The sequence below is a fragment of the Microbacterium sp. cf332 genome (genome assembly GCF_900102175.1).
Taxonomy (GTDB): domain Bacteria; phylum Actinomycetota; class Actinomycetes; order Actinomycetales; family Microbacteriaceae; genus Microbacterium.
Window position 1 is genome coordinate 367,415 of record NZ_FNKN01000001.1, and the last position, 25,710, is coordinate 393,124.

A 25,710-nucleotide genomic window follows, 5' to 3' on the forward strand; every position below is an offset into this window, starting at 1 on the left:
GCTCACCTCTGACAGTTCGGGCACCAGTACAGCTTCCGCGAGGCCATCTCCTCGAGCACGATCGCCGTACCGCACACCCGGCACGGCAGACCCGCGCGGTGGTACACCCAATGGCGGTCGTCGCGATGTGCCATCGCCCGCCGCCACGCCTCGGGATCGAGGTCGTCCATCGTCATCATCTGACCGGTCTCGACGCCGATGGCCAGCAGACGCACCCAATCGCGCCAGAGCCCGCGAACGGTCTCGTCCGAGACCTCCCGTCCCGGCGTGTGAGGGTTCAGGCGCGCCCGGAAGAGCATCTCGGCCCGGTAGACGTTGCCGATGCCACTCACGACGCTCTGATCCATCAGCAGCAGGCCGATGGGCGTCGGCTTGCGGCGCACGACGGACGTGAAGCGCTCCTCCCCCGTGGTGCTGTCGTCGACGAGGGGGTCGGGTCCCAGCTTGGCGATCGTCTCCTGCACCTCGTCGGGCGTCTGCAGCCGGCACGCCGTAGGCCCGCGGAGATCGGCGCACGTGACGTCGGTGAGCAGCCGCAGCCGCACCTGCCCGACCACCGGAGGCGGCCATTCCGCCGTATCGGTCGCATCGTCGCCGAGGCCCGTCGTCTGCTCGCTCATGCGCACCCGGGAGCGACGGGGCGCGCCGATCGAGCTGAGCGAGTTCTCGCCCGCGCTGTCGAACACGACGTCGAGCTGGGTCCCGCGCTGATTGGTCTGACCCATGCGCCCGTTCGCCGAAGCGATCGTGGGGTCGGCAGCGATCTCGCCGGCGAAGTCCCAGGCCCCGTACATGCCCAGGTGTACTCGCAGCCACACATCGTCCTCGAAGGCGAGGAACATCTGCTTGCCGACCGCGCGCGCCTCGATCGCCTCGCGGCCGTCCAACACCGCGGCGCCCTCGGCGAACCGACCCTGCGGACTCGACGCACCGACGCGGCGGCCCACGATGTTCCGGTCGAACTGCCGGGCGATGCGATGGACGGAGTGCCCCTCGGGCATCAGCCTGCTTCCGGGTCGAACGAATCCGTGGCGGGAAGCGGCGAGGTCGTTCCCGCAGCGCTCTCACGCGGGTCAGGCAGCAGGCTGCCGTCGGCCTCGTAGGCGGCGAGCTGGGCGATGCGGCGCGAGTGGCGCTCCTCGTCGCTGAACGGCGTTGCGATGAACCTGTCGATGAAGGTCACGGCCTCGTCGAACGTGTGCTGACGCGCGCCGATGGCGATGACGTTCGCATCGTTGTGCTCCCGAGCCAGCTCGGCGGTGGCGATGTTCCACACGAGGGCGGCACGGGCACCGTGGACCTTGTTGGCGGCCATCTGCTCGCCGTTGCCGGACCCGCCGAAGACGACCCCGAGGGCGTCGACGCCGGCAGCCCGGTCACGCACGACGGCCTGCGCCGCGCGGATGCAGAACGCCGGGTAGTCGTCGACCGGGTCGTACTCGATGGGGCCGTGATCGACGACGTCATGGCCGGCGGCGGCGAGGTGGTGCTGGAGCTGGGTCGAGAACTCGAGACCGGCGTGGTCGGTCGCGATATGGATGCGCATGGCACCATCCTATGAACGTGCGAGCCCCGGAAGCGTAGGCTGGCACGGTTGCCGTCGGCGCCAGCAGCGCGCGGCCCCGAACCTCACCCCGACCCTGGGAGCAGAACGCACGTGCCTGGAGAGAACCTCACCCGCATCGAGGCGCAAGAGCGCCGCGCGATCGTCGACACGCAGTCCTACGACATCGCCCTCGACCTGACCGTCGGCGCGGAGGTGTTCCGCTCGCGTACGGTGATCCGCTTCACCGCAGCCGAAGGAGCATCGACCTTCGTCGACCTGATCGCACGCGAGGTGCGCGAGATCACATTGAACGGACGCTCGGTCGACCCGTCGGCATTCGACGACTCACGCATCGCCCTCGATGACCTCGCCGCCGAGAACGAGCTCATCGTCGACGCCGACTGCCTGTACACGAACACCGGCGAGGGCCTTCACCGCTTCGTCGACCCCGTCGACGGCGAGGTATACCTCTACTCCCAGTTCGAGGTGCCCGACTCGCGCCGCGTCTTCGCCGTGTTCGAGCAGCCCGACCTGAAGGCGCAGTTCCGCTTCACCATCACCGCTCCCGCGGAGTGGAAGGTCGTCTCGAACTCCCCCACCCCCGAGCCGGTCGCCGGCGACGGCGGCACGGCGACGTGGGCGTTCGAGCCGACGCCGCGCATCTCGTCGTACATCACCGCTCTCGTCGCCGGCCCCTACGAGCAGGTCTTCTCCGAGCTGACGAGCGCCGACGGTCGGGTGATCCCCCTCGGCGTCTATGCACGCAAGAGCCTGTGGCAGTACCTGGACGCGGACTACGTGTTCGACAAGACCCGACAGGGTTTCGCGTACTTCGAGGACAAGTTCGGCGTGCCGTACCCCTTCGCGAAGTACGACCAGCTCTTCGTGCCCGAGTTCAACGCGGGCGCGATGGAGAACGCCGGGGCCGTCACGTTCACCGAGACCTACGTGTTCCGTTCCAAGGTCACCGATGCGGTGAAGGAACGGCGCGTCGTCACGATCCTGCATGAACTCGCACACATGTGGTTCGGCGACCTCGTGACGATGAAGTGGTGGAACGACCTCTGGCTGAACGAGTCGTTCGCCGAATGGGCGTCGACGATCGCGACCGCCGAGGCGACGGAGTGGACCGAGGCCTGGACGACGTTCAACGCCATGGAGAAGACCTGGGCCTACCGTCAGGATCAGCTCCCCTCCACCCACCCGGTCGTCGCGAGCATCACCGACCTGGAAGACGTCCAGGTGAACTTCGACGGCATCACCTACGCGAAGGGCGGGTCGGTGCTCAAGCAGCTCGCGGCCTGGGTGGGGGTCGAGGCGTTCTTCGCCGGCGTCTCCGCCTACTTCCGCAAGCACGCGTGGAGCAACACCGAGCTGTCGGATCTCCTCGTCGAGCTCGAGGCCACGAGCGGGCGCGAGCTCGCGACCTGGTCGAAGAAGTGGCTCGAGACCGCCGGCGTGAACACCCTCGAGCCCGAGATCGCGACCGACGTCGAGGGCCGGATCACACGATTCGCGATCGTGCAGACCGCTCCTGCGGACTACCCAACCATCCGCCCGCACCGCCTGGGCGTCGGCTTCTACTCGCTCAGCGACGGCGCCCTCGTGCGCACGCACCACGTCGAGCTCGACGTGGACGGCGACCTCACCGAGGTCCCCGAGCTGAAGGGGCGCACCCAGCCCGACCTCGTGCTGCTGAACGACAACGACCTCGCTTACGCGAAGATCCGCCTCGACGAGCGGTCGCTGCGCACCGCGATCGAACATCTCGCCAAGATCTCCGACCCGCTCGCCCGGTCGCTCGTGTGGGGAGCAGCGTGGGACCAGACCCGCGACGCCGAGGCGTCGGCGACGGACTACATCGACCTGGTGCTGCGCAACATCGGCACCGAGACCGAGTCGACGACGGTCCGGACCACCCTCGGTCAGCTGCAGCTCGCCGCGAACTCGTACGTCGACCCCCGCACCCGGGATGCGGCACGTCAGCGCGTCGCCGACGGGCTCTGGGCGCTCGCACACGACGCGGAGCCCGGCAGCGACAGTCAGCTGCAGTTCGTGACCGCCTTCGCGTCGGCCGCGTCCACGCCGCAGCACGCCGAGACCGTCGCGGCTCTGCGATCGGGGGACTCGGCTCTTCCGGGTCTCGAGATCGACGCCGACCTCTCGTGGACCCTGCTCGTGTCGCTCGCGGCGGCCGGAGCCGTCTCCGCCGCGGACATCGACGCCGCGCTCGCTGCGGACAACACCGCCAAGGGCGGCGAGTTCGCCGCGCAGGCGCGTGCAGCCCTGCCCACGGCGGAGGCGAAGCACGCGGCCTGGTCGTCGCTGGTCGACAGCGACGACCTGCCGAACACGGTCGTCCGGTCGGCGGCGATGGGGTTCACGCATCCGGCGGGAGTCGAACTCCTGACGCCGTTCGTCGACGAGTACTTCCGGATGCTGCTCCCCGTCTGGGAGTCGCGCAGCTACCAGATCGCCCAGTACTTGATCGTCGGTCTCTATCCCGCGGCACTCGCGAACGTCGAGCTGCGCGACGCGACCCGGACCTGGCTCGGCCAGAACATCGAAGCCCCGGCGGCGCTCCGCCGCCTCGTCGCCGAGAACCTCGCCGGCGTCGAGCGTGCCCTCTCGGTGCAGGAGCGCGACGCGCAGGACTGAGGTCATCCGTTCGAGCGATGGGCGTCGTACTGCGGTACGACGCCCATCGTCGTATCCGGCACCGCCGTCGGACGCCGTTCCGGCGCTGCCTCATTAGCGTGGGACGCATGATCGTTGCAGATGGCCTCACCAAGAGGTACGGAGACAAGACAGCCGTCGACGGGGTGAGCTTCACCGTCCAATCGGGCAAGGTGACGGGCTTCCTCGGACCCAACGGCGCCGGGAAATCCACCACGATGCGCATGATCGTGGGGCTCGACCGCCCGACGTCCGGCAGCGTGACCATCGATGGGCGCGACTACCGGACACTGCGTTCGCCCCTCACCGAGGTCGGCATCCTCCTCGATGCGAAAGCGGTGCACACGGGACGCAGCGCCCGCAACCACCTGCGGGCGATGGCGGCGACCCACGGCATCCCTCGTTCCCGTGTCGACGAGGTGATCGAGATCACCGGTCTCGGCTCGGTGGCCGGCAAGCGCGCCGGCAAGTTCTCCCTGGGCATGGGACAGCGCCTGGGGATCGCCGCCGCCCTCCTCGGCGACCCGCAGACCCTCATCCTCGACGAGCCGGTGAACGGCCTGGACCCGGAGGGTGTGCGCTGGGTGCGCCAGTTCGTGCGCGGGCAGGCCGCACAGGGCCGGACCGTTCTGCTGTCGAGCCACCTGATGAGCGAGATGGCGCTGACCGCCGATCACGTCATCGTGCTCGGCAAGGGCCGCGTCCTCGCGGATGCCGGCATCGACGAGCTCGTGCGTTCGTGGACCAGCAACACCGTCGTCGTCCGCACCCCGCGTGCCGACGACCTGACCCGTCTCATCGCAGGACCGGATGTCGCGGTCACGAGCGGCGAGCCGGGACTGCTGCAGGTCGCCGGTCTGAGCGCCGCCGCGATCGGCGACGCCGCCGCCGCCCACGGCATCCCGCTCCACGAGCTCACGCCGAGAGCGGGCTCGCTCGAGGACGCCTATCTCGCACTGACCGAGGGCTCGGTCGAATACCAGACGAAGGGGGCCGTGCGATGAGCACCACCACCGTGCAGACTCCGGCACCCGTCCGAGCCGCGCAGCCGAACGTGCGACTGTCCTTCGGGCGCGTCGTCCGGAGCGAGGCGATCAAGCTCCTGACCCTCCGCTCGACCTGGTGGTCGCTCGGCGTCACGGCCGCGCTCGCGATCGGGATCTCGTTGCTCATGGCGTGGGCCTCGCGCGACTTCCCGGGCGACTTCTCCCCCGTGGTCGCCGTCACGGCGCCCATGCAGTTCACGATGCTCGTATCGGGCATCCTCGGCGCCATGGCCATCACCGGCGAGTACTCGACCGGCATGATCCGCTCGACCCTCACGGCGGAGCCGCGGCGAGGCGCCGTCCTCGCCGCCAAGGCCCTCGTCGTGGGCGTGCTCCTCGGCGTGACCACGGTCGTCACCTCGCTCGCTGCCGTGGTCGTGACGACCCCGGTCTTCGGCGAGAGCGCGATCGACTGGTCCGATGCCGAGTCGTCACTCGTCCCGCTCGCCTTCGGCGTGCTCGCCATGGCGACCTTCGCGCTGCTGGGACTCGGGTGGGGCTTCATCATCCGCAACGGCGCCGGCGCGATCGCCGCCACTGTCGGCATCCTCTTCGTGCTGCCCATCGTGCTCAGCCTCTTCACGTTCGGTGGCGAGGCATGGGCGTGGATCGTCGACCTGACCCAGTACCTCCCCGCATCCGCCGCGCAGAGTCTCACGGTCCCGGGCGCCGACGACATCGCCGGCTCGGTGCTGACCCTCCTCGCCTGGCCCGCAGCGACCCTGCTCGCGGGATGGGCCATCCTGCGCACGCGCGACGCGTAGGGTACGAGGAGTGTCCCCCGGAAGCCGCGGCTCGTCGTCCAGCGACGATGACCTGCGGCTTCCGCGTGCGCCGGGGGTGCTCCGGCGCTTCTGGGGCCGGCATCCGGTCTTCGCCGACATCCTCACGGCGCTCGTATGCCTGCTGCTCTCGCTCGTGCCGGCGACGAGCTTCACAGACCGCATGGACGACGCGATCGGCATCGGGGCGCATTGGCCCATCACCGCCCCCGTCGTCATGGTCGTCATCGTCCTCGGCTGCGCGTCGCTGCTCCTGCGCCGGCGCTTCCCGACCGCCGTGTTCGTCATCGCGGCGCTCGTCGCGCTCGCCTACCTTCTCGCGCCCGTCGCTACCGGCGGGCCGATCCTCGGGATCGCCGCCTACACCCTCGCCGTCCATCGCAGCACCCGCGCGTGCCTCATGGGAGTCGCGATCGCCCTCGGCGTCATCGGCACCGCCGCCGCCACCCTCGGGCTCACCGGGTGGATCGCTCCCACCATCGCGTGGAACGCCCTCGTCGGCGAGATCCTGACAGCCCTCATCGGCGCGCTCATCGGCACGAACATCGGCAACCGGCAACGGTACGTCGCCGCTCTGATCGATCGTTCCCGTCAGCTCGTCGTCGAACGCGACCAGCAGGCGCGGCTCGCCTCCGCCGCCGAGCGCGATCGCATCGCGCGCGAGCTCCACGACATCGTCGCCCACTCGCTCACCGTCATGGTCGCCCTCGCCGAGGGCGTGGCCGCATCAAGCGACATCGACCGGGCGCGTCCCGGGGCGACGGCTATCGCGACCACGGGCCGCGAGGCCCTGCGCGACATGCGCGCTACCCTCGGCGTCCTCCGCGACGGCGGCGCCGCGCCGCTCGTCCCCCTCGCCCGCGACACCACCGCCGAGACCGTGAGCTCGGCGCGCGCGGCGGGCTTCGACGCGACCCTGACGGTCTCCGGCGACCGCGCGGAGCTCCCGGGCACCGTGCAGCTGGCCATCTCGCGCATCGTCCAAGAGGGCGTCACCAACGCCATGCGCCATGCCCGCGGTGCCACGCGGATCGACGTGCGCATCGCTCACCGCCCGGAGGGTGTCGAGGTCGAGGTCGTCGACGACGGCGATCAGCTTCTCACGGCGCCCGCCGACAACGGCGGATACGGCATCCGCGGCCTGCGGGAGCGTGTCGGCCTCGCCGGCGGCGCGGTCACCGCCGGGCCCGGGCCCGGGCTCGGGCGCGGCTGGCGCGTCCACGCCTACCTCCCCCGCGAACAGGAGAACCATGAGCGCTGACGCCGCGCCCGCGATCCGCGTCGTGATCGTCGACGACCAGAGCCTCATCCGATTGGGGTTCCGCATGGTGCTCGACGCGGCCGAGGGCATCGAGGTGGTGGCCGAAGCCGCCGACGGCGCCGCCGCCCTCGAGGCGGTGGCCGAGTCGACGCCCGACGTCGTGCTGATGGACGTCCGGATGCCGGGCGTCGACGGGATCGAGGCGACCGCGCGCATCCGTGCGCAGCACCCCGCTGTCGCCGTGCTCGTGCTCACGACTTTCGATCTCGACGAGTACGCGTTCGGCGCGCTCCGTGCAGGCGCCGGCGGCTTCCTGCTCAAGGATGCGCGCCGCGACGAGCTCGTCGCCGCCGTCCGCGCCGTCGCCGCGGGAGAGGCCACTCTCGCGCCGCGCGTGACCCGGCGGATGATCGAGCTCGTCACCGCATCAGGGCTGCCGGCACCGGAACCGTCGACGCCGTCGGTGCTGACGGCGCGCGAGGCCGACGTGCTCGCGGCGATGGCGCGCGGACTCACGAACCTCGAGATCGCTTCCGAGCTGTTCCTGAGCGAGTCGACCGTGAAGACGCATGTCGGCCGCATCCTCACGAAGCTGCCCGCCCGAGATCGGGTGCACGCCGTGCTGATCGCGCACGGCCTCGCCGAAACGGGCCTCGACGCCTGAGGGCCTTCTCGGGGACGTCCGAGGCATCGTCGTTAGGATCGGATCGATGATCCCCGCCGCCGAAACCGAGACCGATCCCGCGCCGTTCGCCTGGGACTTCGCCAGCGACGAGTTCTGGACGTTTCTGACCGAGGCCGGGTGGAACATCGCGGCCGTCGTCGGCATCGTCCTCGGAGCCCTCGTGCTGTCCTGGCTCATGCGCCGCCTCATCGGACGCATCGTCGATCGAGTCGTGCGCGGGGCGAAGACGCGTGCCGAGGCCGAGGACACGCGGGCGATCGACATGTCTCCGCTCGCTCAGGTGCGCATCGTGCAGCGCACCCGGACTCTCGGCTCCATCCTCACCAACATCGTGAACGTGACGATCGTCATCATCGCCGTCCTCATGATCGTGGGGGTGCTCAGCCCGAACATCCTCGGATCGTTCACGCTGCTCTCCGCGGCCATCGGCGCCGGCCTCGGCTTCGGTGCGCAGAACATCGTGAAAGACGTCCTCAACGGCATCTTCCTCGTCGCGGAGGATCAGATCGGCATCGGCGACGTGGTCGATTTGGGTCTCGCGACGGGGATGGTGGAGTACGTCAGCGTGCGCGTGACGCATGTCCGCGACGTCAACGGCACCCTCTGGTTCGTCCGCAACGGCGAGATCACCCGCATCGGCAACATGTCCCAGGGGTGGGCCCGCGTGATCATCGACGTGGCGGTTCCCGTCGACGCCGATGTCGAGACGGTCGAGCAGGCCATGCTCGACACCGCCGAAGGACTGGCGCGCGAGCCGAAGTGGCGCACCCGGATCATCGAGCAGCCCGAGATCTGGGGACTCGAATCGATCAACGACGACACCCTCGTGATGCGGCTGGTGATCAAGACCCGGCCCAACGCCAAGGACGACGTCGCGCGAGCACTGCGTATGCGGTTGAAGCAGGCGATCGACGCCCTCGGCGTGTCGCTCCCGCAGCTCGGCTCGATCGTGTTGACCGGGTTCGACGGTGCCCAGAGCATCCGCGGTGCGAACCCGCCTCAGACCAAGCCGCAGCCGATCGCGTCGCCCACGCTGAAGATGCGGCCGCAGTGGCGTCCGAAGCGCAACCGGGGTCGGGCGACGGACGTACCGCAGGCCGACGGCGACGCCACAGGGTCGCCCGAGGCATCGGATGATGAGAAGGGCAGGCCGTGAGCGAGCAGCGGAGCTTCTACGACGAGATCGGGGGCCACGACACCTTCGCCCGGCTCGTCGACGCGTTCTATCGCGGCGTCGCCGCCGACGACGTGCTGCGTCCGATGTACCCCGAGGCCGACCTCGGACCCGCAGCCGAGCGACTGACGATGTTCCTCGAGCAGTACTGGGGCGGCCCCACGACATACGGCGAGCAGCGTGGCCACCCGCGGTTGCGGATGAGGCACCGTCCCTTCCACGTCGATCCCGATGCTCGGGACCGGTGGCTCCGTCACATGCGGACCGCGCTGGACGAGCTGGCTCTCCCACCCCTGCACGAAGCCACCCTGTGGGACTATCTCGAACGCGCCGCGTATGCGATGGTCAACACGTTCGAGCCCGCCGGGGGCCGAGGACCCGGGATCGTCACGCCGAACGATCCGCCTCTGCGATCACCACAGGCCTGATCAGCCCGGCGCACCCGTCCGCCTGACCGGCGTGAGCCCCATCGCCACCGGGCCCCGCGTCAGCACATGGCCGCGCGCGAACGTGATCCGGGTCCAGACGTCGGTGCGGCGGATCGGCGGACGCTCCTCCCCGGCGATGAAGCCGAGCCCCACCGCCGCGAACGCGACACCGAGGGGGAGACCGCCGAGCTCGTCGTCGGGAGCACCCCACACCGAGGAGCGGACGAGGTGCACCACGTCGTCGCCGGCGGCGGCGGGCAGTTGGCGTGCGACGGCCGCGATCCCCCACTGCGCCCGCAGCGAGACACGGGCGGAATCCAGCGCCCCGCCCTCGCGCCACCCGGTGCGCGGCGGTGACACGCCCGCCCAGGAGGCGGTCACGCCGCTGTCGGGCAGTCGCACCGCGAACGGGTCGGCGTCGGGGGCGAGCGCGGCGGCGTCGACGGTGAGATCGCACTCGATCTCCGGGTCGATCCGAGCCGTGCGGAGAGCCAGGACGAACGGCGTCGCATCCGTCAGCGAACGGGGCGCGAGCGGCGCGCACGTCATCGCGAGCACGCCGCTGCCGGCCTGCAGCCGGACGATGCCGTCGCCGTGTCGGGCGGCGCGACCTGCGAACGTCAGAACGTCTCGCGCGACCTCGGACTGGGGGAATATGAGGCGCTCGGACATCCGTCCTAGACTACCGATCGATGACCGAACAATCCGGAGAGCGCGCGTCCGACCGCCCCGTGGGATCGTCCGACCCCGTCGCCGCCATGCTCGACGTGCTCGACCTCTCCTCGGGCGAGGCACGCACGACCGAAGACATCTTCACGGGTCGGTCGCAGGTGATGCCGCAGGGCCGTGTGTTCGGCGGGCAGGTTCTCGCGCAGGCCACAGTGGCCGCGCTGCGGACGGTCCCCGAGGAGCGCGTGCCGCACTCCATGCACGGGTACTTCCTGCGTCCGGGCGACTCGTCTCGCCCGATCACCTTCTCGGTCGACCGCATCCACGATGGACGCTCCTTCTCGACGCGTCGGACGCAGGCCTTCCAGAACGGGCTGCCGATCTTCTCGATGATCGCGTCATTCGAGGACGAGGACCCCGGCGTCGAGCACGGCGAGCCGATGCCCGACGGCATCCCCCAGCCCGAGGAGCTGCCGTCGCTCGAGGACCAGCTCAGCGGGATGCACCCGACGAGCCGCCGGATCTTCTCGGCGAGCCCGATCGAGCTCCGGCACGTTACCGCGCCGATCTACCTCGAACCGGATGCCGACGCCACGCCGCGCCAAGCGGTCTGGACGCGCACGCGTTCGACGCTCCCCGACGACCCCGCGGTCCACCGGGCCGCGCTCGCCTTCCTCAGCGACCTGACGATCCAGGAGCCGGTTCTGCGCGCGCACGGGCTGGCATGGGCCACGCCCGGGCTGAAGGTGGCGAGCCTCGACCACGCGATGTGGTGGCACCGCTTCGCGCGCGTCGACGAATGGCTCCTGTACGTGCAGGAGTCGCCCAGCGCCCGCGGCGGGCGCGGTCTGTCGACGGGACGGATCTACGACCGGTCGGGTGCGCTGGTCGCGAGCGTGGCGCAGGAGATCATGGTGCGGGTCCCGTCGACGACCGCGGGATGACGACGGGCGGGCGCTCTCAGCGTCGGTGCGCGTACACGATCGGGTCGCCCACGATCGGCGACCACGCCGCGCGCATCCGCTCGGTCAGCCGAACCGGACGTCCCGTCTCGGTCGAGACCATGACGACGACGGCGGTAGACCGTGCGTAGCAGATCTGCTCGTCATCGCCGCGGGGGCTGAAGACCTCGTAGCAGACGTCGATGCTCGAGCCGCCGACCCGCCCGATCCAGAGCTGCACATCGAGCGGACGCTGCCCGTAGGGCACGGGTGCCAGGTACTCGATCTCCTGGCGGGCGACGAGGGTCATCGTCTCCGCCGACAGGCTGAGCGCATCGAGGATGGCGGTCGGCGGGCCCGACAGTCCCGCCTCCGGCTTCCAGAAGGCGCGCAGCCGCGCCTCTTCGAGCAACTTGAGCATCGACGTGTTGTTGACGTGCCCGAGCGCGTCGAGGTCGCCCCATCGCAGGTGGATGGGGATGTGGACGCGGGTGGCCCCGGCGGTCTGCACCACCGAGGCCACCGCCGTCGATGACGTGCTCTCAGTCACGCGTCAGCTTGCGGTAGGTCGATTTGGCCGGGTTGGCGGCATCCGCCCCGAGCCGCTCGATCTTGTTCGCCTCGTAGGCCTCGAAGTTGCCCTCGAACCAGTACCACTGCGACGGGTTCTCCGCTGTGCCCTCGTAGGCCAGGATGTGGGTCGCGATGCGGTCGAGGAACCACCGGTCGTGGGTGATGACCACGGCGCAGCCGGGGAACTCGAGCAGGGCGTTCTCGAGCGAGCTCAACGTCTCGACATCCAGGTCGTTGGTCGGCTCGTCGAGGAGCAGCAGGTTGCCGCCCTCCTTCAGCGTCAGGGCCAGGTTCAGTCGGTTGCGCTCACCACCGGAGAGCACGCCCGCCTTCTTCTGCTGGTCGGGTCCCTTGAAGCCGAACTTCGACACATAGGCGCGCGAGGGGATCTCCGTCTTCCCGACCGTGATGATGTCGAGCCCGTCCGAGACGACCTCCCAGAGCGTCTTCTCGGGGTCGATGTTGCCGCGGGACTGGTCGACGTAGCTGATCTTCACGGTCTCGCCGATCTTCAGGTCGCCGGCGTCGAGGGGTTCGAGCCCGACGATCGTCTTGAAGAGCGTCGTCTTGCCGACACCATTGGGGCCGATGACGCCCACGATGCCGTTCGGCGGGAGGTTGAAGCTCAGCCCGTCGATCAGCACGCGGTCGCCGAACGCCTTGTGCAGCTTCTTCGCGTCGATGACGACGCTGCCGAGGCGCGGACCGGCGGGGATCTGGATCTCCTCGAAGTCGAGCTTGCGCGTGCGCTCGGCCTCGGCTGCCATCTCCTCGTAGCGGGCGAGGCGCGCCTTCGACTTGGTCTGACGCCCCTTCGCCGAGCTACGCACCCATTCGAGCTCCTCCTTCAGGCGCTTGGCGAGCTTCGCATCCTTCTTGCCCTGGATGTCGAGGCGCTCGCCCTTCTTCTCGAGGTAGGTCGAGTAGTTGCCCTCGTAGCTGAGCAGTCGTCCACGGTCGACCTCCGCGATCCATTCCGCGACGTTGTCGAGGAAGTACCGGTCGTGGGTGATCGCGATGACGGCGCCCTTGTAGGCCTGCAGGTGCTGCTCGAGCCAGAGGACGCTCTCGGCATCGAGGTGGTTCGTGGGCTCGTCGAGCAGCAGGAGATCGGGCTTCTGGAGCAGAAGGCGGGCGAGCGCGACACGGCGACGCTCACCACCCGAGAGGGGAGCCACCGACGCGTCCGCCGGCGGCGTGCGGAGCGCCTCCATCGCCTGGTGCAGCTGCGAGTCGAGGTCCCAGCCGTCCGCGGCGTCGATCTCCTCCTGGAGCGTGCCCATCTCGGCGAGCAGCGCGTCGAAGTCGGCGTCGGGATCGGCCATGAGGGCGGAGATCTCGTTGAACCGGTCGAGCTTCGCCTTGATGGCGACACCCGCCTCGATGTTTTCGAGTACCGTCTTGGTGTCGTCGAGCTCGGGCTCCTGCATCAGGATCCCCACGGTGAAGCCCGGCGAGAGCTTCGCCTCGCCGTTCGAGGGCTGGTCGAGGCCCGCCATGATCTTCAGGATCGTCGACTTACCGGCGCCGTTCGGGCCGACCATGCCGATCTTGGCACCGGGGAGGAATGCCATCGTGACGTCGTCGAGGATCAGCTTCTCGCCGACTGCCTTGCGGGCACGGACCATGGAGTAGATGTATTCGGCCATAACGAATCGAGTCTAGTCGCCGGTCGCTGGCCGTTCAGCCCGTGAGCGACGCCGGTTCACCAATCTATGGGGCGGGTCGACCCCAGGAGGCAGCCGCCGCTGGGCAACTCGGGAAGCACCATCGCGGTGGGGGCCGGCGTGGAGGGGCCGACCTGACCGACCAGGCACTCCCCCGCCCAGAGCACGGAGAACTGCAGGCTGTCGACCGGGTCGTCGACCGACGTCCGGTCGGCAGTGACCTGCATCGCGCCCTTCTCGAAGCCCGCGGCGACGAGGGCATCGACGTAGGCGCGGCCAGCCACGCCGTCCGCCGATGCCGCCACCCGGTCGACGACCGCAGAGAAGAACGGCAGATTGTCGTGCGCGCTGCCTTCCAGCATGAGCACCGACGGCGCATCCTCCGCATCCGCCGTCGCCCCGGCATCCGCAGCGGTCACGTCCGGCGAGGCTCCCGGCGACGCGGGTGGCTCGGGCGTGCAGCCGACGACGGCGAGCACGAGCACCGCGGCGGCGGTGACGACGGCCGGGCGGAGAAAAGTGCGAAGCGGGCCCACGGCGAGATTCTAGGGGCCGTGCCCGTGTGGCGGCCCGGAGGTCAGAACGGAGTCCGGTCGGCGGACGCGGCGTCCGCGAGCGGCGCAACGGCCCACTCCGCCCCCGCGCCCGGATGATCCGCGCTATCCGACGCGACGGACCACTCCCCGGACGTCGTCGCGTTCGGGTGCGTCGTCGCTGCCGGCCCCGATGCCGGAGCCCCACCATCGACTCGTGGCGCCCGCTGGAAGACCGCCGTGCCCCACTTCAGCTCGGGACCGATCGCGTCGGCATCGATCTCGACCTCCGTGCCGCGCTTGCCGTTGGCCTCCCACTCGCGCAGACGCAGACGCCCCTCGACGATGACCCGCTGCCCCTTCCGCAGCGAAGCGAACGCGTGCTCGCCGAGTGAGCGGAAGACGCTCACGCGGTACCAGTTGGTCGCACCGTCGACCCACTCGCCCGAGGAGGCGTCGCGGTAGCGCTGCGTGCTCGCGAGGCGGAACGCGGTGGCGGGGACCCCGTTGCCGGTCCGGCGCTGCTCTGGCTCGGTGGCGATGTTGCCGATGACGGTGATGCGATCTGACATGTCGACTCCTGGAAGGACGCGTGCGATGGGACGCTCCGGCACCCGAGTGCCCGTCGGGTGCCGGAGCGCAATCAGCTTCACGCCGCGCGTCACGAAGACGGGGGCGGTCCCGCACATCTGTGCAGAACCGCCCCCGGGAGCGCGTGGGGAGAACAGGTCAGCCGCGGGCGTACTCCGCGAAGCGAGCACGCACCTTGTTGACCTTGGGCACGGCCACCGCCAGGCAGTAGCCCTGACCCGGGTTCTTGGCGAAGAAGTCCTGGTGGTAGTCCTCGGCGGGGTAGAAGGTCCCAGCGCGTTCCATGGTGGTCACGACGCCGCCGCCCCAGAGATCGTCGGCGCGATCGCGTGCCGTGGTGAACAGCTCGACCTGTGCGTCGTCGAGCGGGAACATCGCGGAGCGGTACTGGGTGCCGACGTCCGCACCCTGTCGGTTCAGCTGGCGCGGGTCGTGCATCGTGAAGAAGGCGTCGAGGATGACGTCGGCGGGGATGACCTCGGGATCGAAGGTCACGGCGACGGCCTCGGCGTGGCCGGTCGTCCCCGTGCACACGGCCTCGTAGCTCGGGTTCGGCACGTCGCCGCCGATGTAGCCGGACACGACCTCGGTGACGCCGTTCAGCGCACGGTAGGCGGCATCCAGGCACCAGAAGCAGCCGCCGGCGAGGATGAAGGTGGTGGTCATGGAAAGCTCCGTTCTCCCGCTTGCGCGAGGTCTCCCCCTAGCCAACCATCCCTCGACGCCGGGTGTTCCCGCCGATGTCGGAGGTGCTCTCTAACCTCGGAGGCGAGAAGGGGGTCCTCATGTCGACACAACAGCTCCACCGCACCGCGACGCTGATTCCGCTCGGCGTCGACCGGTGGCGTGTCGTCGAGGCGGACGGCCGCGTTCGCGGGCTGATCGAACGGGCCGGTGCGCCGACCGGTGCCCGCTTCCGCGCCCTCCGATACCACCTGGCGTCGCGCTCGTTCCGAGGCATCGGCGAGTTCTGGAGCCTCGCCGAGGCAGCCGAGACGCTGCGCCTGTCGCGCTGAGGCCGTCGTCGTCACACCAGCACGTCGACCGGGGCGGGACCGGCGGTCGGCACTCCGGCACGCACCCGCTCCCACACGCCCGCGAGCACGTCGACGGCGCGCCCGATCTCGGCCGGAGGCGCCGTGAACGGCACGCGCAGCCGGTTCTCGTGCCCGCCATCGACGGCGAACCGGGGCCCCGCGCTGAGGTAGACGGCCTCAGCGCGGGCACCGAGCACGAGCGGTGCACTCAGTGGGGCGGGAAGCCCGACCCACAGGGCCACGCCGCCCGAGACCTCGGGCACCTCCCACTCGGGCAGACGGTGCTGCAGGGCGGCGCGCGCCGCCCTGTACCCCGCCGAGAGCAGCTCGGCCCGCTGGGGCAGGATCTCGGACATCCGCTCGACGAGACGCGATGCGACCGCCTGCTCGAACTCCGGGGTGCCCAGATCGCGGGCCGGACGGGCCGCGTGCAGGCGTCGGATGACATCCGGGCGGGCACGGATCCAGCCGACGCGGAGACCGCCCCAGACGGTCTTTCCGAGGGAACCGAGCCGGATCACCTCGTCGGGGGCGAATGCAACCGGCGCAGGCCGCTCGAAATGCAGTTCCGCGGTCGTCTCGTCGACGACCAGCGTGCAGCCCCGTCGCGCTGCGTCGCGGAACGCGTCCTGCTCGCGATCGGTCATCGAGCGACCGGTCGGGTTCTGGAAGGTGGGCATGAGATAAGCGAGGGTGGGCCGCGTGCGCTGCGACGCCTCGCGGAGGCGATCGAGGTCCCACCCGTCCGCGGTTGTGACCGGCACGGCGACGAGACGGGCTCCGGCCGCCCGCAACGCCTCCGCGGCGTGGGGGTAGGTGGGCGTCTCGGCGAGAACCCGGTCGCCGCGAGCGACGAGCACCTCGGCGATCAGATGAATCGCGCTCTGGGCGCCCGCCGTGACGAGCACCTCCTCGGCGGAGGTGGGGATGCCCCGCGCCTCGTAGCGCTGCGCGATGACCTCGCGCAGCCGACGCGAGCCGAGGGTGTCGTAGCCGGTGCGGGAGACCAGGGTCGCCGCCTCCGCGGCCGTCTCGGTGAACACGCCGGCGAGCCCGGGCCAGGCGCTCGGACTCGCCTGCTGCAGGTCGATCGACCCGGGTTCTGCGAAGACGGTGCCGCCACCGCGCAGCGGCTGTGCCGTCGTGACGCTCCCCGAGCCACGGACGCTCTCGATGTGTCCGCTCGCCCGCAGGCTCGCGTACGCGCTCGCCACCGTCGTCCGGCTCACGGCGAGCGTCTGCGCCAAGAGGCGTTCGGCAGGTAGGAGCGTGCGGGCGGCGATGCGATTGTCGAGGCAGAGAAGCCGGATGCCGTCGGCCAGGGCCTCGTAAGCGGGCTCACGCGTTCGCCATCCGCCGAGCGCTGTCTCGAGGGAGCGGGCTGAGATCCGGGAGTGCATACGGCCACCGTAATGGGATTGGCATCTTTCACAGAAGCCAATATCGCGATCCAATGGAGCCGTGACCCTGCGCATCGCCCAGCTCCTCGTCGGACTCGTCCTCTTCGGTGCCGGGTGCGCCGTGATGATCGACGCCGGCATCGGGCTCGATCCGTGGACGGTCTTCTCCGAGGGAGCCGGCAAGCTCACCGGGCTCGGCATCGGATGGGTTGTCAACATCACGGGCTTCCTGGTCCTGCTGCTGTGGATCCCCCTCCGCCAGCGGCCCGGGATCGGTACCGTGGCGAACATCCTCGTCGTGGGCACCGCCATACAGCTGACCCTCCCGCTCCTCGCGACGCCGGAGCCCGGGGTCGCGAGGTTCCTCATGTTCCTCGCCGGCACGTTGCTCGTCGGGCTCGCGTCGGGCATCTACATCGGCGCACGACTCGGCCCGGGCCCACGCGACGGCCTCATGACGGGACTGCATCAGCGGTGGGGGTGGCCGATCTGGGCCGGTCGGCTGGGCGTCGAGGCGACGGTACTCGTCACCGGCTGGCTTCTGGGCGGGACGGTGGGCTGGGGCACGGTGCTCTTCGCCGTCCTCATCGGACCGGTCGTGCACGTGAGCCTGCCGCTCTTCGACCGCCGCCAGCGCGGCCGCAGTCCCGGCGGCGAGCGGGACCGCTCCGCACCCGCCGTCAGTGCTGCCGGAACGTAGGCCAGTCCGCGCCGGGCGCGAGATGTGCGTGGAGGGCGCTCTTCGCCACATCCATCGCGGGATACGTGCCGAGCTCGGCATCGGCGCCGGCCATCGTCACGATGTACTCGTCGCCACGGTGGCGGATCATCCCGACGACTCCCCCGGAACCGTAGGCGACCCAGAGTGCCGTCGATCGTGTCTGTGCGTTCATCATCGAACCCCTTCCGACACCGGCAGGCTACGCCCGCCACAGGCGCGGGACCAGGGGTGCGCGCGATCCGGCTTCGGGGCCGGTGGATGATCGTGCCCCCGACAGGATTCGAACCTGTGACCAACGGATTAGAAGGCCGCTGCTCTATCCACTGAGCTACGGAGGCCCGCCCCGCGACGCGAGGCGTTGCCACCAGGCTACCGGGCCCGGGTGTCGCGCCCGGTCATTAGGATGGGCGGCATGGTGGGAACTGCCGAGAACGATCGTCTCGTATGGATCGACTGCGAGATGACGGGGCTGGATCTCAGCGTCGACGAGCTCGTCGAGGTCGCCGTCGTCGTCACCGACTACGAGCTTTGTCCGCTCGACCCGGGCTTCCAGCTCGTCATTCGTCCGAGCGATGCGGCGCGCGCCAACATGGGCGACTTCGTCACCAGGATGCACGAGACATCCGGGCTCCTCACCGAGCTCGACGGGGGCGTGAGCCTCGACGAGGCCGAATCCGCGGTGCTCGAGTACATCCGACGCTTCGTGCCCGAGGGCAAGGCGGCGCTCGCGGGCAACACCATCGGCACCGACCGCATGTTCCTCGCCAAGTACATGCCACGGGTCGACTCGTGGCTGCACTACCGGAACGTCGACGTCTCGAGCATCAAGGAGCTCTCGCGTCGGTGGTTCCCGCGAGCCTACTTCCAGGCGCCCGCCAAGGACGGCGGGCACCGCGCGCTCGCCGACATCCGCGAGTCGATCCGTGAGCTGGCGTACTACCGTTCCGCGGTGTTCGTGCCCGGACCCGGCCCCACGAGCGACGAAGCGCGCGCCGCAGCAGAGGCGGCCGTGTCGTCGTACACGTCATCCGTGTAATACAATCGTCTGGTTGCCCGGTTTCACCGGGAGACATGGTGGCTATAGCTCAGTTGGTAGAGCACCGCGTTGTGGTCGCGGGGGTCGCGGGTTCAAGTCCCGTTAGCCACCCCAGAGAACATCCCGCTTCGGGAGTGCGCATGATCGAGATGGACGTCACGGAGTTCGAGCTCCTCGTGACCGACGAGCTCGATCGGTTGCCCGACGACATGGTCGACGGGCTCGACAATGTGATCTTCGTCGTCGAAGACCGACCCGAGGACGGCAGCCTCGACCTCCTCGGGCTGTACGACGGTCTCGCTCTCACCGAGCGCGATCGGTACGGCCAAGGAGAGCTGCCCGACCGCATCGTCGTGTACCGCGAGCCGCACCTGCATGCGTGCGAGGACGTCGACGCCCTGCGCGACGAGATCCACACGACGCTCGTCCACGAGATCGCTCATTTCTACGGAATCGACGACACACGCCTCCACGAGCTCGGATGGGCGTGATGAGCACGGCTCTCCCCGATGTCGGCACCGACCTCGATCTCGATCCCGACATCGATCTGCGCGCAGCGCGCATCGAGCCGTGGCAGACCGTCGTGTGGAACGACCCCGTGAACCTCATGTCGTACGTCGTCCACGTCTTCCGCACCTACTTCGGGTATTCGCGCGAACGCGCCACGCAGCTCATGCTGGGCGTCCATCACGACGGCCACGCGATCGTCGCGGAGGGCCCTCGCGAGGCGATGGAGGCGCACGCGCGGGCCCTGCACGAGTACGGGCTCTGGGCGACGGTGCGGCGGTCGGGCGAATGACGCGCAGCGTGCCGTTCGCACTGCCCGTCGGCGAGGTCGACTACCTGCGCGAGCTCGTCGAGCAGTACCTCGCATTCGTCACGGCGCCGACGGATCCGCACGACCCCGCCGCCCGGCGTCTCTCCCCTGATGCATATCCGGACGCGCCCGAAGCCTCGGCGGAGTTCCGCGATCTCACCGCAGCGGATGTGTCGACGACGCGCGCGCGGGATGCCGAGCTCGTCCTCGCGATGCTCAGCGCAGACGACGCGGAAGATGCTGCCGCGAGGGCCACGGTGCGCACCATGAACCTCGACGAGGCGCACCAGCTCGCCTGGCTCCGGACGCTCGCGGGCCTGCGGCTCGTGCTCGCCGAGCGCATCGGCATCACCGATGAGAGCATCATGCCGGTCGGCGACCCGCGCTTCGACGTGTACGAGTGGCTCGGGTACCGTCAGGAGATGCTGCTGCAGGCTCTCGACGCCTGACGTCAGGCCAGCTCGAGGAGGTGCGTCGCGAGCCGCTGGGGGTCGTTGCGGCGGATGTGCTGCTCCTCCTGGGCCGCCCATCGCTCCCAGTGCGGGCGGTAGCCATCGCCGTCCCGCGCGAGGGCGCGCTCACGACGGACGTCTGCCGGGGCATCGAGCCAGACCCGGACGGCGGCGAACCCTGCTGCCTCCGGCGTGAGCGCGCCGCTGCCCTCGAGCACGATGCCGCTGCCCGCGTCGAGCTCGCAGTCGCCGTCGTAGCGGTCCGTCGCCCAGTCCCAGCGCTGCCAGCGGGCGGGTCTGCCGGCCGCATGGGGCGTCAGCACCCGAGCAACCGCGTACATCGCGCCGGCGGCGAGTCCATCCCACCCGGGATAGAGGTCATCGAGGGCGATCACGTGCGCGTGTCCCGCGTGAGGCCACCGTCGGGCGAGCTCACGGGCCAGCGTCGATTTGCCCGCGCCGCTCCGGCCATCCACGATGATCAGGTCTCCGTCGGAGGCCGCGTCGAGGACGAGGGCGACGGCTTCTGCGAGCGGGACCTGCTCCCGTTCCCTACTTCTTGAGGGCTCGGATGACACGGCTGAGGGCGCGACCCACGACCCAGACGAAGGGAATGCCGACAGCCACCAGCGAGACGAGGTTCGGCTCGAAACGCAGGTCGTCGCCCGTGCGGACGTAGGCGCCCACGGGGATCGCGTATCCTCCCCCGCCGCCGCCGGAGTTGCCGTCCGAGTCCTCACCGCCGCCGAATCCGGTCCACGTCAGCGCGACCGGGATGAGCGTGATGCCCCCGACGTCCTGCTGTTCGCCGTAGACGCTGCCGACGCCGATGTTCGCGGTCTGCTTGCCGAGTTCGAGTGCGAGGTTGGGCATGGTCTTACCGTACCTTCCCGCAGGGCAGCGGTACAGGCGTCAGTGCTCGTGATCCGGTCGGGGATTCGTGGGCATCGCGCCGACATCCCGCCGCGGCCCGAGGACACTCGCACGCGTGACCGCTCCCCGTCCGAATCGCGCCCGCGCACCATCGAGCGCATCGTCGACACGACGCCACTCCTCGTCGTCATCCCAGAGGGTGAGACCGCCGGTGCCATCGGGTCGAAGCTTCTCGGCTCGGACGCCGATCAGCCGCACGGGCTGCGACAGGTCGACCGACGACAGCAGCTCGATCGCTGCGGAGCCGATGCGCTGCCCGACGTTGGTTGCCAGGGGCAGCGTCTGCGAACGCGAATAGGTGGAGAAGTCGCTCAATCGCACCTTGATGGAGACCGTGGCAGCCTCCCACCCTCCGGCCCGCAACCGCGCCCCGACCCGATCGGCCAGCCGCCGCAGCTCGGAGCGGAGCACCGTGACGTCGTGCACATCCTGCGAGAACGTCTCCTCGTGCGAGATGCTCTTCTCGGCGCGTTCGGTCTGCACCTGGCGCGTGTCGTGCCCGCGCGACAGATGCCACACTCGCTCTCCCATGGCAGGACCGAGGGCGCGATCGAGCACGGAACGCGGCGTGTCCCAGACATCGGCCACGGTGCGGATGCCGCGCGTCAGCAGTGCCTCGACGGCCTTGGGCCCGACACCCCACATGGCCCCGACGGGTCGGGATCCGAGGAAGCGGAGCGTCTGATCCTCGGCGACGACGAGGAGCCCGTCGGGCTTCGAGATCGTGGACGCCATCTTCGCGACGTGCTTGGTCGCGGCGACACCGACGCTGCAGGTGAGGCCGGTCTCGGCCCGTACGCGTTCGCGGATGAGCTGCGCGATCTCGCGCGGGCTCCCCCAGAGCCGTCGCGCACCGCCGACGTCGAGGAACGCCTCGTCGATCGACAGCGGTTCGACGAGTGGCGTGATCGAGCGGAAGATCTCCATCACCCGCCGGGAGATCTCGGTGTAGCGCTCGAACGTGGTCGGCACGACGATCGCCTGCGGGCACAGCTGCAGGGCGCGCGCGACGGGCATCGCCGACCGCACCCCGAAGCGACGGGCCTCGTACGACGCGCTCGAGACGACCCCGCGACGCTCCACACCTCCCACAATGATGGGCTTGCCGGCCAACGACGGGTCGTCGAGCACGGCGACGGCCGCGTAGAACGCGTCCATATCGACGTGGAGGATCCGCGTGCCGGCGTCGTCCGCGTCGGGCGGCGACACGATTCGCCCCGTGCCGTCGCCGCGTCCCATACCCCCATTGTCCTCCGCCCCCACGACATCCGCTCCTCCACCCGCCCCGCCCCGAACCGCGAGACGACAGTTCCGCCCCGAGACGCTGGGGCGGAGCCAGGGTCTCGGGGCGGAAGTGTGGTCTCGCGGATCAGGGCGAGGTGGGGCGGGGTGGGGGCTACTGGGCGGCGCGCTCGAGGACGAGCTCGCGCACGCGGGCGGCGTCGGCCTGACCGCGCATGGCCTTCATGACCGCGCCGATCACCGCGCCGGCGGCCTGGACCTTGCCATCGCGGATCTTGGCGAGGACGTCGGGCTGCGCGGCGAGGGCCTCGTCGATCGCCGCGATCAGGGCACCGTCGTCGGAGACGACCGCGAGGCCGCGCGCATCGACGATCTCCTGCGGCGAGCCCTCGCCGTCGATCATGCCCTCGAGAACCTGACGAGCCAGCTTGTCCGTCAGGGTGCCGGCGTCGACGAGCTGCTGCAGCGCCGCGACGTCCGCGGGCGCAACGAGGTCCTGCGGCTCGGCACCGCGGGCGTTCGCCACTCGGCTGATCTCACCGGTCCACCATTTGCGTGCGGAAGCAGGTGATGCACCCGCCGCGACGGTCGCGTCGACCTCGGCGAGCAGACCGCCGTTGACGACGTCCTGGAACTCGAGATCCGTGAAGCCCCATTCACCCTGCAGACGACGACGCCGGGCAGCCGGCGGTTCGGGAAGCGCAGCGCGCAGCTCCCCGATCAGCTCGAGCGACGGGGCCACCGGGAGCAGATCCGGCTCGGGGAAGTAGCGGTAGTCGTCCGCGTCCGACTTCGGACGCCCCGGCGACGTCGTGCCGGTGTCCTCGTGCCAGTGACGCGTCTCCTGCGTGATCGTTCCGCCCGCGGCGAGGATCGCCGCCTGACGCTGGATCTCGTACCGCACAGCGCGCTCGACCGACCGCATCGAGTTGACGTTCTTCGTCTCGGTGCGCGTGCCGAGCTTCTCCTGACCGCGCGGACGCAGCGAGACGTTGGCGTCGCATCGCAGGTTGCCCCGCTCGAGCCGCGCCTCGGAGATGCCCAGCGCCATCACGATGTCGCGGATGGTCCGGACGTACGCCTTGGCGATCTCCGGAGCCCGGTGCTCGGCGCCGAAGATCGGCTTCGTCACGATCTCGACGAGCGGCACACCGGCACGGTTGTAGTCCACGAGCGAGAACTCGGCACCCTGGATGCGGCCCGCGGCGCCACCCATGTGAGTGAGCTTGCCGGCGTCCTCCTCCATGTGCGCCCGTTCGATGTCGACGGACACGGTCGTGCCGTCGGAGAGTTCGACCTCGACCACCCCCTCGAACGCGATGGGCTCGTCGAACTGCGAGATCTGGTAGTTCTTGCCGAGGTCGGGGTAGAAGTAGTTCTTCCGCGCGAAGCGGCTCGACGGGGCGATCGAGCAGCCGAGTGCCAGCCCGAGGCTGATCGACGAGCGGATCGCGGTGGCGTTGACGACCGGAAGCGCTCCCGGCAGGCCCATGTCCACCGGTGCGACCAGGGTGTTCGGGGCGGCGTCGTGGTTGTCGGGGTGTGCCGGGTTCGCCGCGGGCGAGAACATCTTGGTCCGCGTGTTCAGCTCGACGTGCACCTCGAAGCCGAGGACCGGCTCGAACAGCTCGAGCGCCTCGTCGAAGTCCATCAGTGCGACCTTGGCAGCCATCAGCGTGCCCCTCCCAGGATCGGTGCGCGGTCGAGGAGCGGGCCGCCCCACGAGTCGACGAGCAGCGTCTCGAGTGCGGCGCCCACGCGGTAGAGCTGCGCGTCCTGACGGGCGGGCGCGATGAACTGGATGCCCACGGGAAGACCGTCGTCGTCCGACAGCCCGGACGGGATAGAGATCCCGGGCACACCCGCCAGGTTGACGGGGATCGTCGTGACGTCGTTGAGGTACATCTGCAGCGGGTCGTCGATCTGCTCACCGAGGCGGAACGCCGTCGTCGGAGCGGATGGCGTCGCGATCACGTCGACCTGCGCGAAGGCATCGTCGAAGTCGCGCTGGATGAGGGTGCGCACCTTCTGCGCGCTGCCGTAATACGCGTCGTAGTAGCCCGCGGACAGCGCGTAGGTGCCCAGGATGATGCGGCGCTTCACCTCATCGCCGAACCCGGCATCCCGGGTGACCGACATGACATCCTCGACCGTGCCCCCGGGCACGTCGACGCGCAAGCCGAATCGGACCGAGTCGAACTTCGCCAGGTTGCTCGAGGCCTCGGCCGGCAGGATGAGGTAGTAGGCCGCGACGCCGTATTCGAAGTGCGGCGCGCTGATGTCGACGATCTCGGCGCCCTGCGCCTCCATCGCAGCCAGCGAGGCGCGGAACGAGGCGGTCACGCCGGGCTGGAATCCCGCGTCCGCGAGCTCGCGGATGACGCCCACCTTGAGGCCGCGCAGCACGTCGCCGCGTGCGCCGTCGCGAGCGGCGGCGGCGAACGACGGCCACTGCTCGGCGAGCGAGGTGGAATCGTGCGGGTCATGGCCGCCGATGACGTCGTGGAGCAGAGCGGAATCGAGCACGGTGCGCGACACGGGGCCGACCTGGTCGAGGCTCGAGGCGAGCGCGATCGACCCGTACCGGCTCACGCCGCCGTAGGTCGGCTTCACACCGACCGTGCCGGTCACGTGCGCGGGCTGGCGGATCGAGCCGCCGGTGTCGGATCCGAGCGCGAGCGGCGCCTCGAAAGCGGCCACAGCGGCTGCCGATCCACCCCCGGAGCCGCCGGGGATCCGATCGAGGTCCCACGGATTGCGCGTCGGACCGTAGGCCGAGTGCTCGGTGGACGACCCCATCGCGAACTCGTCCATGTTCGTCTTGCCCAGGGGGACGAGTCCTGCCGCGCGGGCGCGCGCCACCACGGTGGCGTCGTAGGGTGACATGAATCCCTCGAGGATCTTCGACCCGCTCGTGGAGGGCATGTCGGTCGTCACGAGGACGTCCTTGATCGCGAGCGGCACGCCCGCGAGCTCGCCGAGCTGCTCGCCGCCGGCACGGCGCTCGTCGATGGCCGCGGCCACCTCGAGCGCGTGGTCGGAGACGTGCAGGAACGCGTGCACGTCGGCGTCGACGGCGGAGATGCGGTCGAGGTGCGCCTGCGTCGCCTCGACGCTGCTGACGCTGCGGTCGGCCAGGCGCGCGGCGAGTTCCGCTGCGCTGAGTCGGATGAGGTCGCTCACTGTTCCTCCCCCAGGATCGCGGTGACGCGGAAGCGGTCGTCGGCGCGTTCGGGTGCGTTCTGGAGCACCTGGTCGAGCGTGAGCATCTCGCCCGGGACGTCCTCGCGGAAGACGTTCTCGAGGGCGACCGGGTGGCTCGTCGCCGGCACGTCGGGCGTTGCCACCTCCGATACCTTGGCGATGTTGTCGACGATGGCGTCGAGCTGTCCCGTGAGACGCTCGACCTCCTCGTCGCTCAGCTGGATCCGGGCGAGCACGCCGAGATGGCGCACGAGATCGGGGGTGATTTCAGACACCCGTCGATTCTAGTTGGGGCC

General features: G+C 69.9%; 30 protein-coding genes and 2 tRNA genes. 15 read left to right on the forward strand and 17 right to left on the reverse strand.

What is annotated here, in order from left to right; genetic code table 11:
* Positions 1 to 2: 2 nt before the first annotated feature.
* Positions 3 to 1,001 (reverse strand): Fpg/Nei family DNA glycosylase, encoded by a 999-nt coding sequence (locus BLT21_RS01655; protein ID WP_091498213.1) that lies wholly within the window; start codon positions 999 to 1,001, stop codon positions 3 to 5.
* Positions 1,001 to 1,546 carry a ribose-5-phosphate isomerase gene (locus tag BLT21_RS01660; protein WP_091498216.1) on the reverse strand — a complete coding sequence of 182 codons (546 nt, stop codon included), beginning with the start codon at positions 1,544 to 1,546 and terminating at the stop codon, positions 1,001 to 1,003. Before BLT21_RS01660 ends, BLT21_RS01655 begins: the two co-directional genes overlap by 1 nt.
* 111 nt (positions 1,547 to 1,657) lie before the next feature.
* On the opposite strand from BLT21_RS01660, the gene pepN reads away from it, so the two are divergent.
* The 7 genes from pepN to BLT21_RS01695 all read left to right on the forward strand — a co-directional run bounded on the left by pepN (position 1,658) and on the right by BLT21_RS01695 (position 9,598).
* On the forward strand, positions 1,658 to 4,204 hold the full coding sequence (gene pepN, locus BLT21_RS01665) for an aminopeptidase N (protein ID WP_091498220.1): 2,547 nt from the start codon (positions 1,658 to 1,660) through the stop codon (positions 4,202 to 4,204).
* Between the two features lie 107 nt (positions 4,205 to 4,311).
* Positions 4,312 to 5,226, forward strand: coding sequence for an ABC transporter ATP-binding protein (locus BLT21_RS01670; protein ID WP_091498222.1), 915 nt, complete (start codon positions 4,312 to 4,314; stop codon positions 5,224 to 5,226).
* Positions 5,223 to 6,032 carry an ABC transporter permease gene (locus BLT21_RS01675; protein WP_091498226.1) on the forward strand — a complete coding sequence of 270 codons (810 nt, stop codon included), beginning with the start codon at positions 5,223 to 5,225 and terminating at the stop codon, positions 6,030 to 6,032. The genes BLT21_RS01670 and BLT21_RS01675 overlap by 4 nt, the downstream gene beginning before the upstream one ends.
* A 10-nt stretch (positions 6,033 to 6,042) precedes the next feature.
* Complete coding sequence (locus tag BLT21_RS01680; RefSeq protein ID WP_256335876.1) at positions 6,043 to 7,311, forward strand: sensor histidine kinase; 1,269 nt, start codon at positions 6,043 to 6,045, stop codon at positions 7,309 to 7,311.
* Complete coding sequence (locus BLT21_RS01685) at positions 7,301 to 7,975, forward strand: response regulator transcription factor (RefSeq protein ID WP_176786781.1); 675 nt, start codon at positions 7,301 to 7,303, stop codon at positions 7,973 to 7,975. The genes BLT21_RS01680 and BLT21_RS01685 overlap by 11 nt, the downstream gene beginning before the upstream one ends.
* 46 nt (positions 7,976 to 8,021) lie before the next feature.
* Entirely contained in the window at positions 8,022 to 9,152 is a 1,131-nt protein-coding gene (locus BLT21_RS01690) for a mechanosensitive ion channel family protein (protein WP_091498229.1), read from the forward strand.
* Entirely contained in the window at positions 9,149 to 9,598 is a 450-nt protein-coding gene (locus BLT21_RS01695) for a globin (RefSeq protein ID WP_091498232.1), read from the forward strand. Before BLT21_RS01690 ends, BLT21_RS01695 begins: the two co-directional genes overlap by 4 nt.
* Here the strand turns inward: BLT21_RS01695 and BLT21_RS01700 are convergent, their stop codons facing one another.
* A complete protein-coding gene (locus tag BLT21_RS01700) occupies positions 9,599 to 10,270 on the reverse strand; it encodes a DUF8185 domain-containing protein (RefSeq protein ID WP_091498235.1) in 672 nt (223 codons plus the stop codon).
* A 20-nt stretch (positions 10,271 to 10,290) separates the two neighbouring features.
* Here BLT21_RS01700 and BLT21_RS01705 point away from each other — a divergent pair, with 20 nt between their 5' ends.
* Positions 10,291 to 11,211, forward strand: a complete 921-nt coding sequence (locus BLT21_RS01705) for an acyl-CoA thioesterase (protein ID WP_091498238.1) — start codon at positions 10,291 to 10,293, stop codon at positions 11,209 to 11,211.
* Positions 11,212 to 11,227: 16 nt separating this feature from the next.
* Here BLT21_RS01705 and BLT21_RS01710 read toward each other — a convergent pair whose 3' ends face one another.
* The 5 genes from BLT21_RS01710 to msrA form a co-directional block, all read right to left on the reverse strand.
* Positions 11,228 to 11,758, reverse strand: a complete 531-nt coding sequence (locus BLT21_RS01710; RefSeq protein WP_256335877.1) for an acyl-CoA thioesterase — start codon at positions 11,756 to 11,758, stop codon at positions 11,228 to 11,230.
* The gene (gene ettA, locus BLT21_RS01715; RefSeq protein ID WP_091498250.1) at positions 11,751 to 13,430 is read right to left on the reverse strand and encodes an energy-dependent translational throttle protein EttA; all 1,680 of its coding nucleotides are present in this window, start codon (positions 13,428 to 13,430) and stop codon (positions 11,751 to 11,753) included. Before ettA ends, BLT21_RS01710 begins: the two co-directional genes overlap by 8 nt.
* Positions 13,431 to 13,486: 56 nt before the next feature.
* Positions 13,487 to 13,984, reverse strand: coding sequence for a DUF6993 domain-containing protein (locus BLT21_RS15780; RefSeq protein WP_256335878.1), 498 nt, complete (start codon positions 13,982 to 13,984; stop codon positions 13,487 to 13,489).
* A 41-nt stretch (positions 13,985 to 14,025) separates the two neighbouring features.
* On the reverse strand, positions 14,026 to 14,553 hold the full coding sequence (gene ssb / locus BLT21_RS01725; protein WP_091498253.1) for a single-stranded DNA-binding protein: 528 nt from the start codon (positions 14,551 to 14,553) through the stop codon (positions 14,026 to 14,028).
* Positions 14,554 to 14,710: 157 nt separating this feature from the next.
* Complete coding sequence (gene msrA, locus BLT21_RS01730) at positions 14,711 to 15,238, reverse strand: peptide-methionine (S)-S-oxide reductase MsrA (protein WP_091498256.1); 528 nt, start codon at positions 15,236 to 15,238, stop codon at positions 14,711 to 14,713.
* A gap of 119 nt (positions 15,239 to 15,357) precedes the next feature.
* Here msrA and BLT21_RS01735 point away from each other — a divergent pair, with 119 nt between their 5' ends.
* On the forward strand, positions 15,358 to 15,588 hold the full coding sequence (locus BLT21_RS01735; RefSeq protein ID WP_143024914.1) for a hypothetical protein: 231 nt from the start codon (positions 15,358 to 15,360) through the stop codon (positions 15,586 to 15,588).
* An 11-nt stretch (positions 15,589 to 15,599) separates the two neighbouring features.
* Here BLT21_RS01735 and BLT21_RS01740 read toward each other — a convergent pair whose 3' ends face one another.
* Positions 15,600 to 17,009: a MocR-like transcription factor YczR gene (locus tag BLT21_RS01740; RefSeq protein ID WP_091498260.1), complete on the reverse strand. Its 1,410-nt coding sequence runs from the start codon at positions 17,007 to 17,009 to the stop codon at positions 15,600 to 15,602.
* A gap of 61 nt (positions 17,010 to 17,070) precedes the next feature.
* Between BLT21_RS01740 and BLT21_RS01745 the strand changes: the two genes are divergently transcribed.
* Positions 17,071 to 17,709 (forward strand): membrane protein YczE, encoded by a 639-nt coding sequence (locus tag BLT21_RS01745; RefSeq protein ID WP_091498263.1) that lies wholly within the window; start codon positions 17,071 to 17,073, stop codon positions 17,707 to 17,709.
* Here the strand turns inward: BLT21_RS01745 and BLT21_RS01750 are convergent.
* Both BLT21_RS01750 and BLT21_RS01755 read right to left on the reverse strand, forming a co-directional pair.
* Positions 17,690 to 17,902 (reverse strand): methyltransferase, encoded by a 213-nt coding sequence (locus BLT21_RS01750; protein WP_256335879.1) that lies wholly within the window; start codon positions 17,900 to 17,902, stop codon positions 17,690 to 17,692. The genes BLT21_RS01745 and BLT21_RS01750 overlap by 20 nt on opposite strands.
* Positions 17,903 to 17,995: 93 nt before the next feature.
* A tRNA-Arg gene (locus BLT21_RS01755) sits at positions 17,996 to 18,068 on the reverse strand.
* A 74-nt stretch (positions 18,069 to 18,142) separates the two neighbouring features.
* Here BLT21_RS01755 and orn point away from each other — a divergent pair.
* The 5 genes from orn to BLT21_RS01780 all read left to right on the forward strand — a co-directional run bounded on the left by orn (position 18,143) and on the right by BLT21_RS01780 (position 20,032).
* The gene (orn, locus tag BLT21_RS01760; protein ID WP_091498268.1) at positions 18,143 to 18,766 is read left to right on the forward strand and encodes an oligoribonuclease; all 624 of its coding nucleotides are present in this window, start codon (positions 18,143 to 18,145) and stop codon (positions 18,764 to 18,766) included.
* Positions 18,767 to 18,804: 38 nt separating this feature from the next.
* A tRNA-His gene (locus tag BLT21_RS01765) sits at positions 18,805 to 18,880 on the forward strand.
* Between the two features lie 26 nt (positions 18,881 to 18,906).
* Positions 18,907 to 19,257 (forward strand): metallopeptidase family protein, encoded by a 351-nt coding sequence (locus BLT21_RS01770; RefSeq protein WP_091498272.1) that lies wholly within the window; start codon positions 18,907 to 18,909, stop codon positions 19,255 to 19,257.
* Positions 19,248 to 19,565 carry an ATP-dependent Clp protease adapter ClpS gene (gene clpS / locus BLT21_RS01775; RefSeq protein WP_091498275.1) on the forward strand — a complete coding sequence of 106 codons (318 nt, stop codon included), beginning with the start codon at positions 19,248 to 19,250 and terminating at the stop codon, positions 19,563 to 19,565. The genes BLT21_RS01770 and clpS overlap by 10 nt, the downstream gene beginning before the upstream one ends.
* Before the next feature lie 8 nt (positions 19,566 to 19,573).
* Positions 19,574 to 20,032 carry a DUF2017 family protein gene (locus BLT21_RS01780; protein ID WP_256335880.1) on the forward strand — a complete coding sequence of 153 codons (459 nt, stop codon included), beginning with the start codon at positions 19,574 to 19,576 and terminating at the stop codon, positions 20,030 to 20,032.
* 2 nt (positions 20,033 to 20,034) lie between these two features.
* Here BLT21_RS01780 and BLT21_RS01785 read toward each other — a convergent pair whose 3' ends face one another.
* The 6 genes from BLT21_RS01785 to gatC form a co-directional block, all read right to left on the reverse strand.
* Complete coding sequence (locus BLT21_RS01785) at positions 20,035 to 20,613, reverse strand: AAA family ATPase (RefSeq protein WP_091498283.1); 579 nt, start codon at positions 20,611 to 20,613, stop codon at positions 20,035 to 20,037.
* Positions 20,588 to 20,908 (reverse strand): hypothetical protein, encoded by a 321-nt coding sequence (locus BLT21_RS01790; protein WP_091498285.1) that lies wholly within the window; start codon positions 20,906 to 20,908, stop codon positions 20,588 to 20,590. The genes BLT21_RS01785 and BLT21_RS01790 overlap by 26 nt, the downstream gene beginning before the upstream one ends.
* Positions 20,909 to 20,947: 39 nt before the next feature.
* Positions 20,948 to 22,207, reverse strand: coding sequence for a DNA polymerase IV (gene dinB / locus BLT21_RS01795; RefSeq protein WP_091498288.1), 1,260 nt, complete (start codon positions 22,205 to 22,207; stop codon positions 20,948 to 20,950).
* A gap of 157 nt (positions 22,208 to 22,364) precedes the next feature.
* Complete coding sequence (gatB, locus tag BLT21_RS01800) at positions 22,365 to 23,882, reverse strand: Asp-tRNA(Asn)/Glu-tRNA(Gln) amidotransferase subunit GatB (protein WP_091498292.1); 1,518 nt, start codon at positions 23,880 to 23,882, stop codon at positions 22,365 to 22,367.
* A complete protein-coding gene (gene gatA / locus BLT21_RS01805) occupies positions 23,882 to 25,393 on the reverse strand; it encodes an Asp-tRNA(Asn)/Glu-tRNA(Gln) amidotransferase subunit GatA (RefSeq protein WP_091498296.1) in 1,512 nt (503 codons plus the stop codon). The genes gatB and gatA overlap by 1 nt, the downstream gene beginning before the upstream one ends.
* On the reverse strand, positions 25,390 to 25,689 hold the full coding sequence (gene gatC / locus BLT21_RS01810; RefSeq protein WP_091498299.1) for an Asp-tRNA(Asn)/Glu-tRNA(Gln) amidotransferase subunit GatC: 300 nt from the start codon (positions 25,687 to 25,689) through the stop codon (positions 25,390 to 25,392). Before gatC ends, gatA begins: the two co-directional genes overlap by 4 nt.
* Between the last annotated feature and the right edge of the window lie 21 nt (positions 25,690 to 25,710).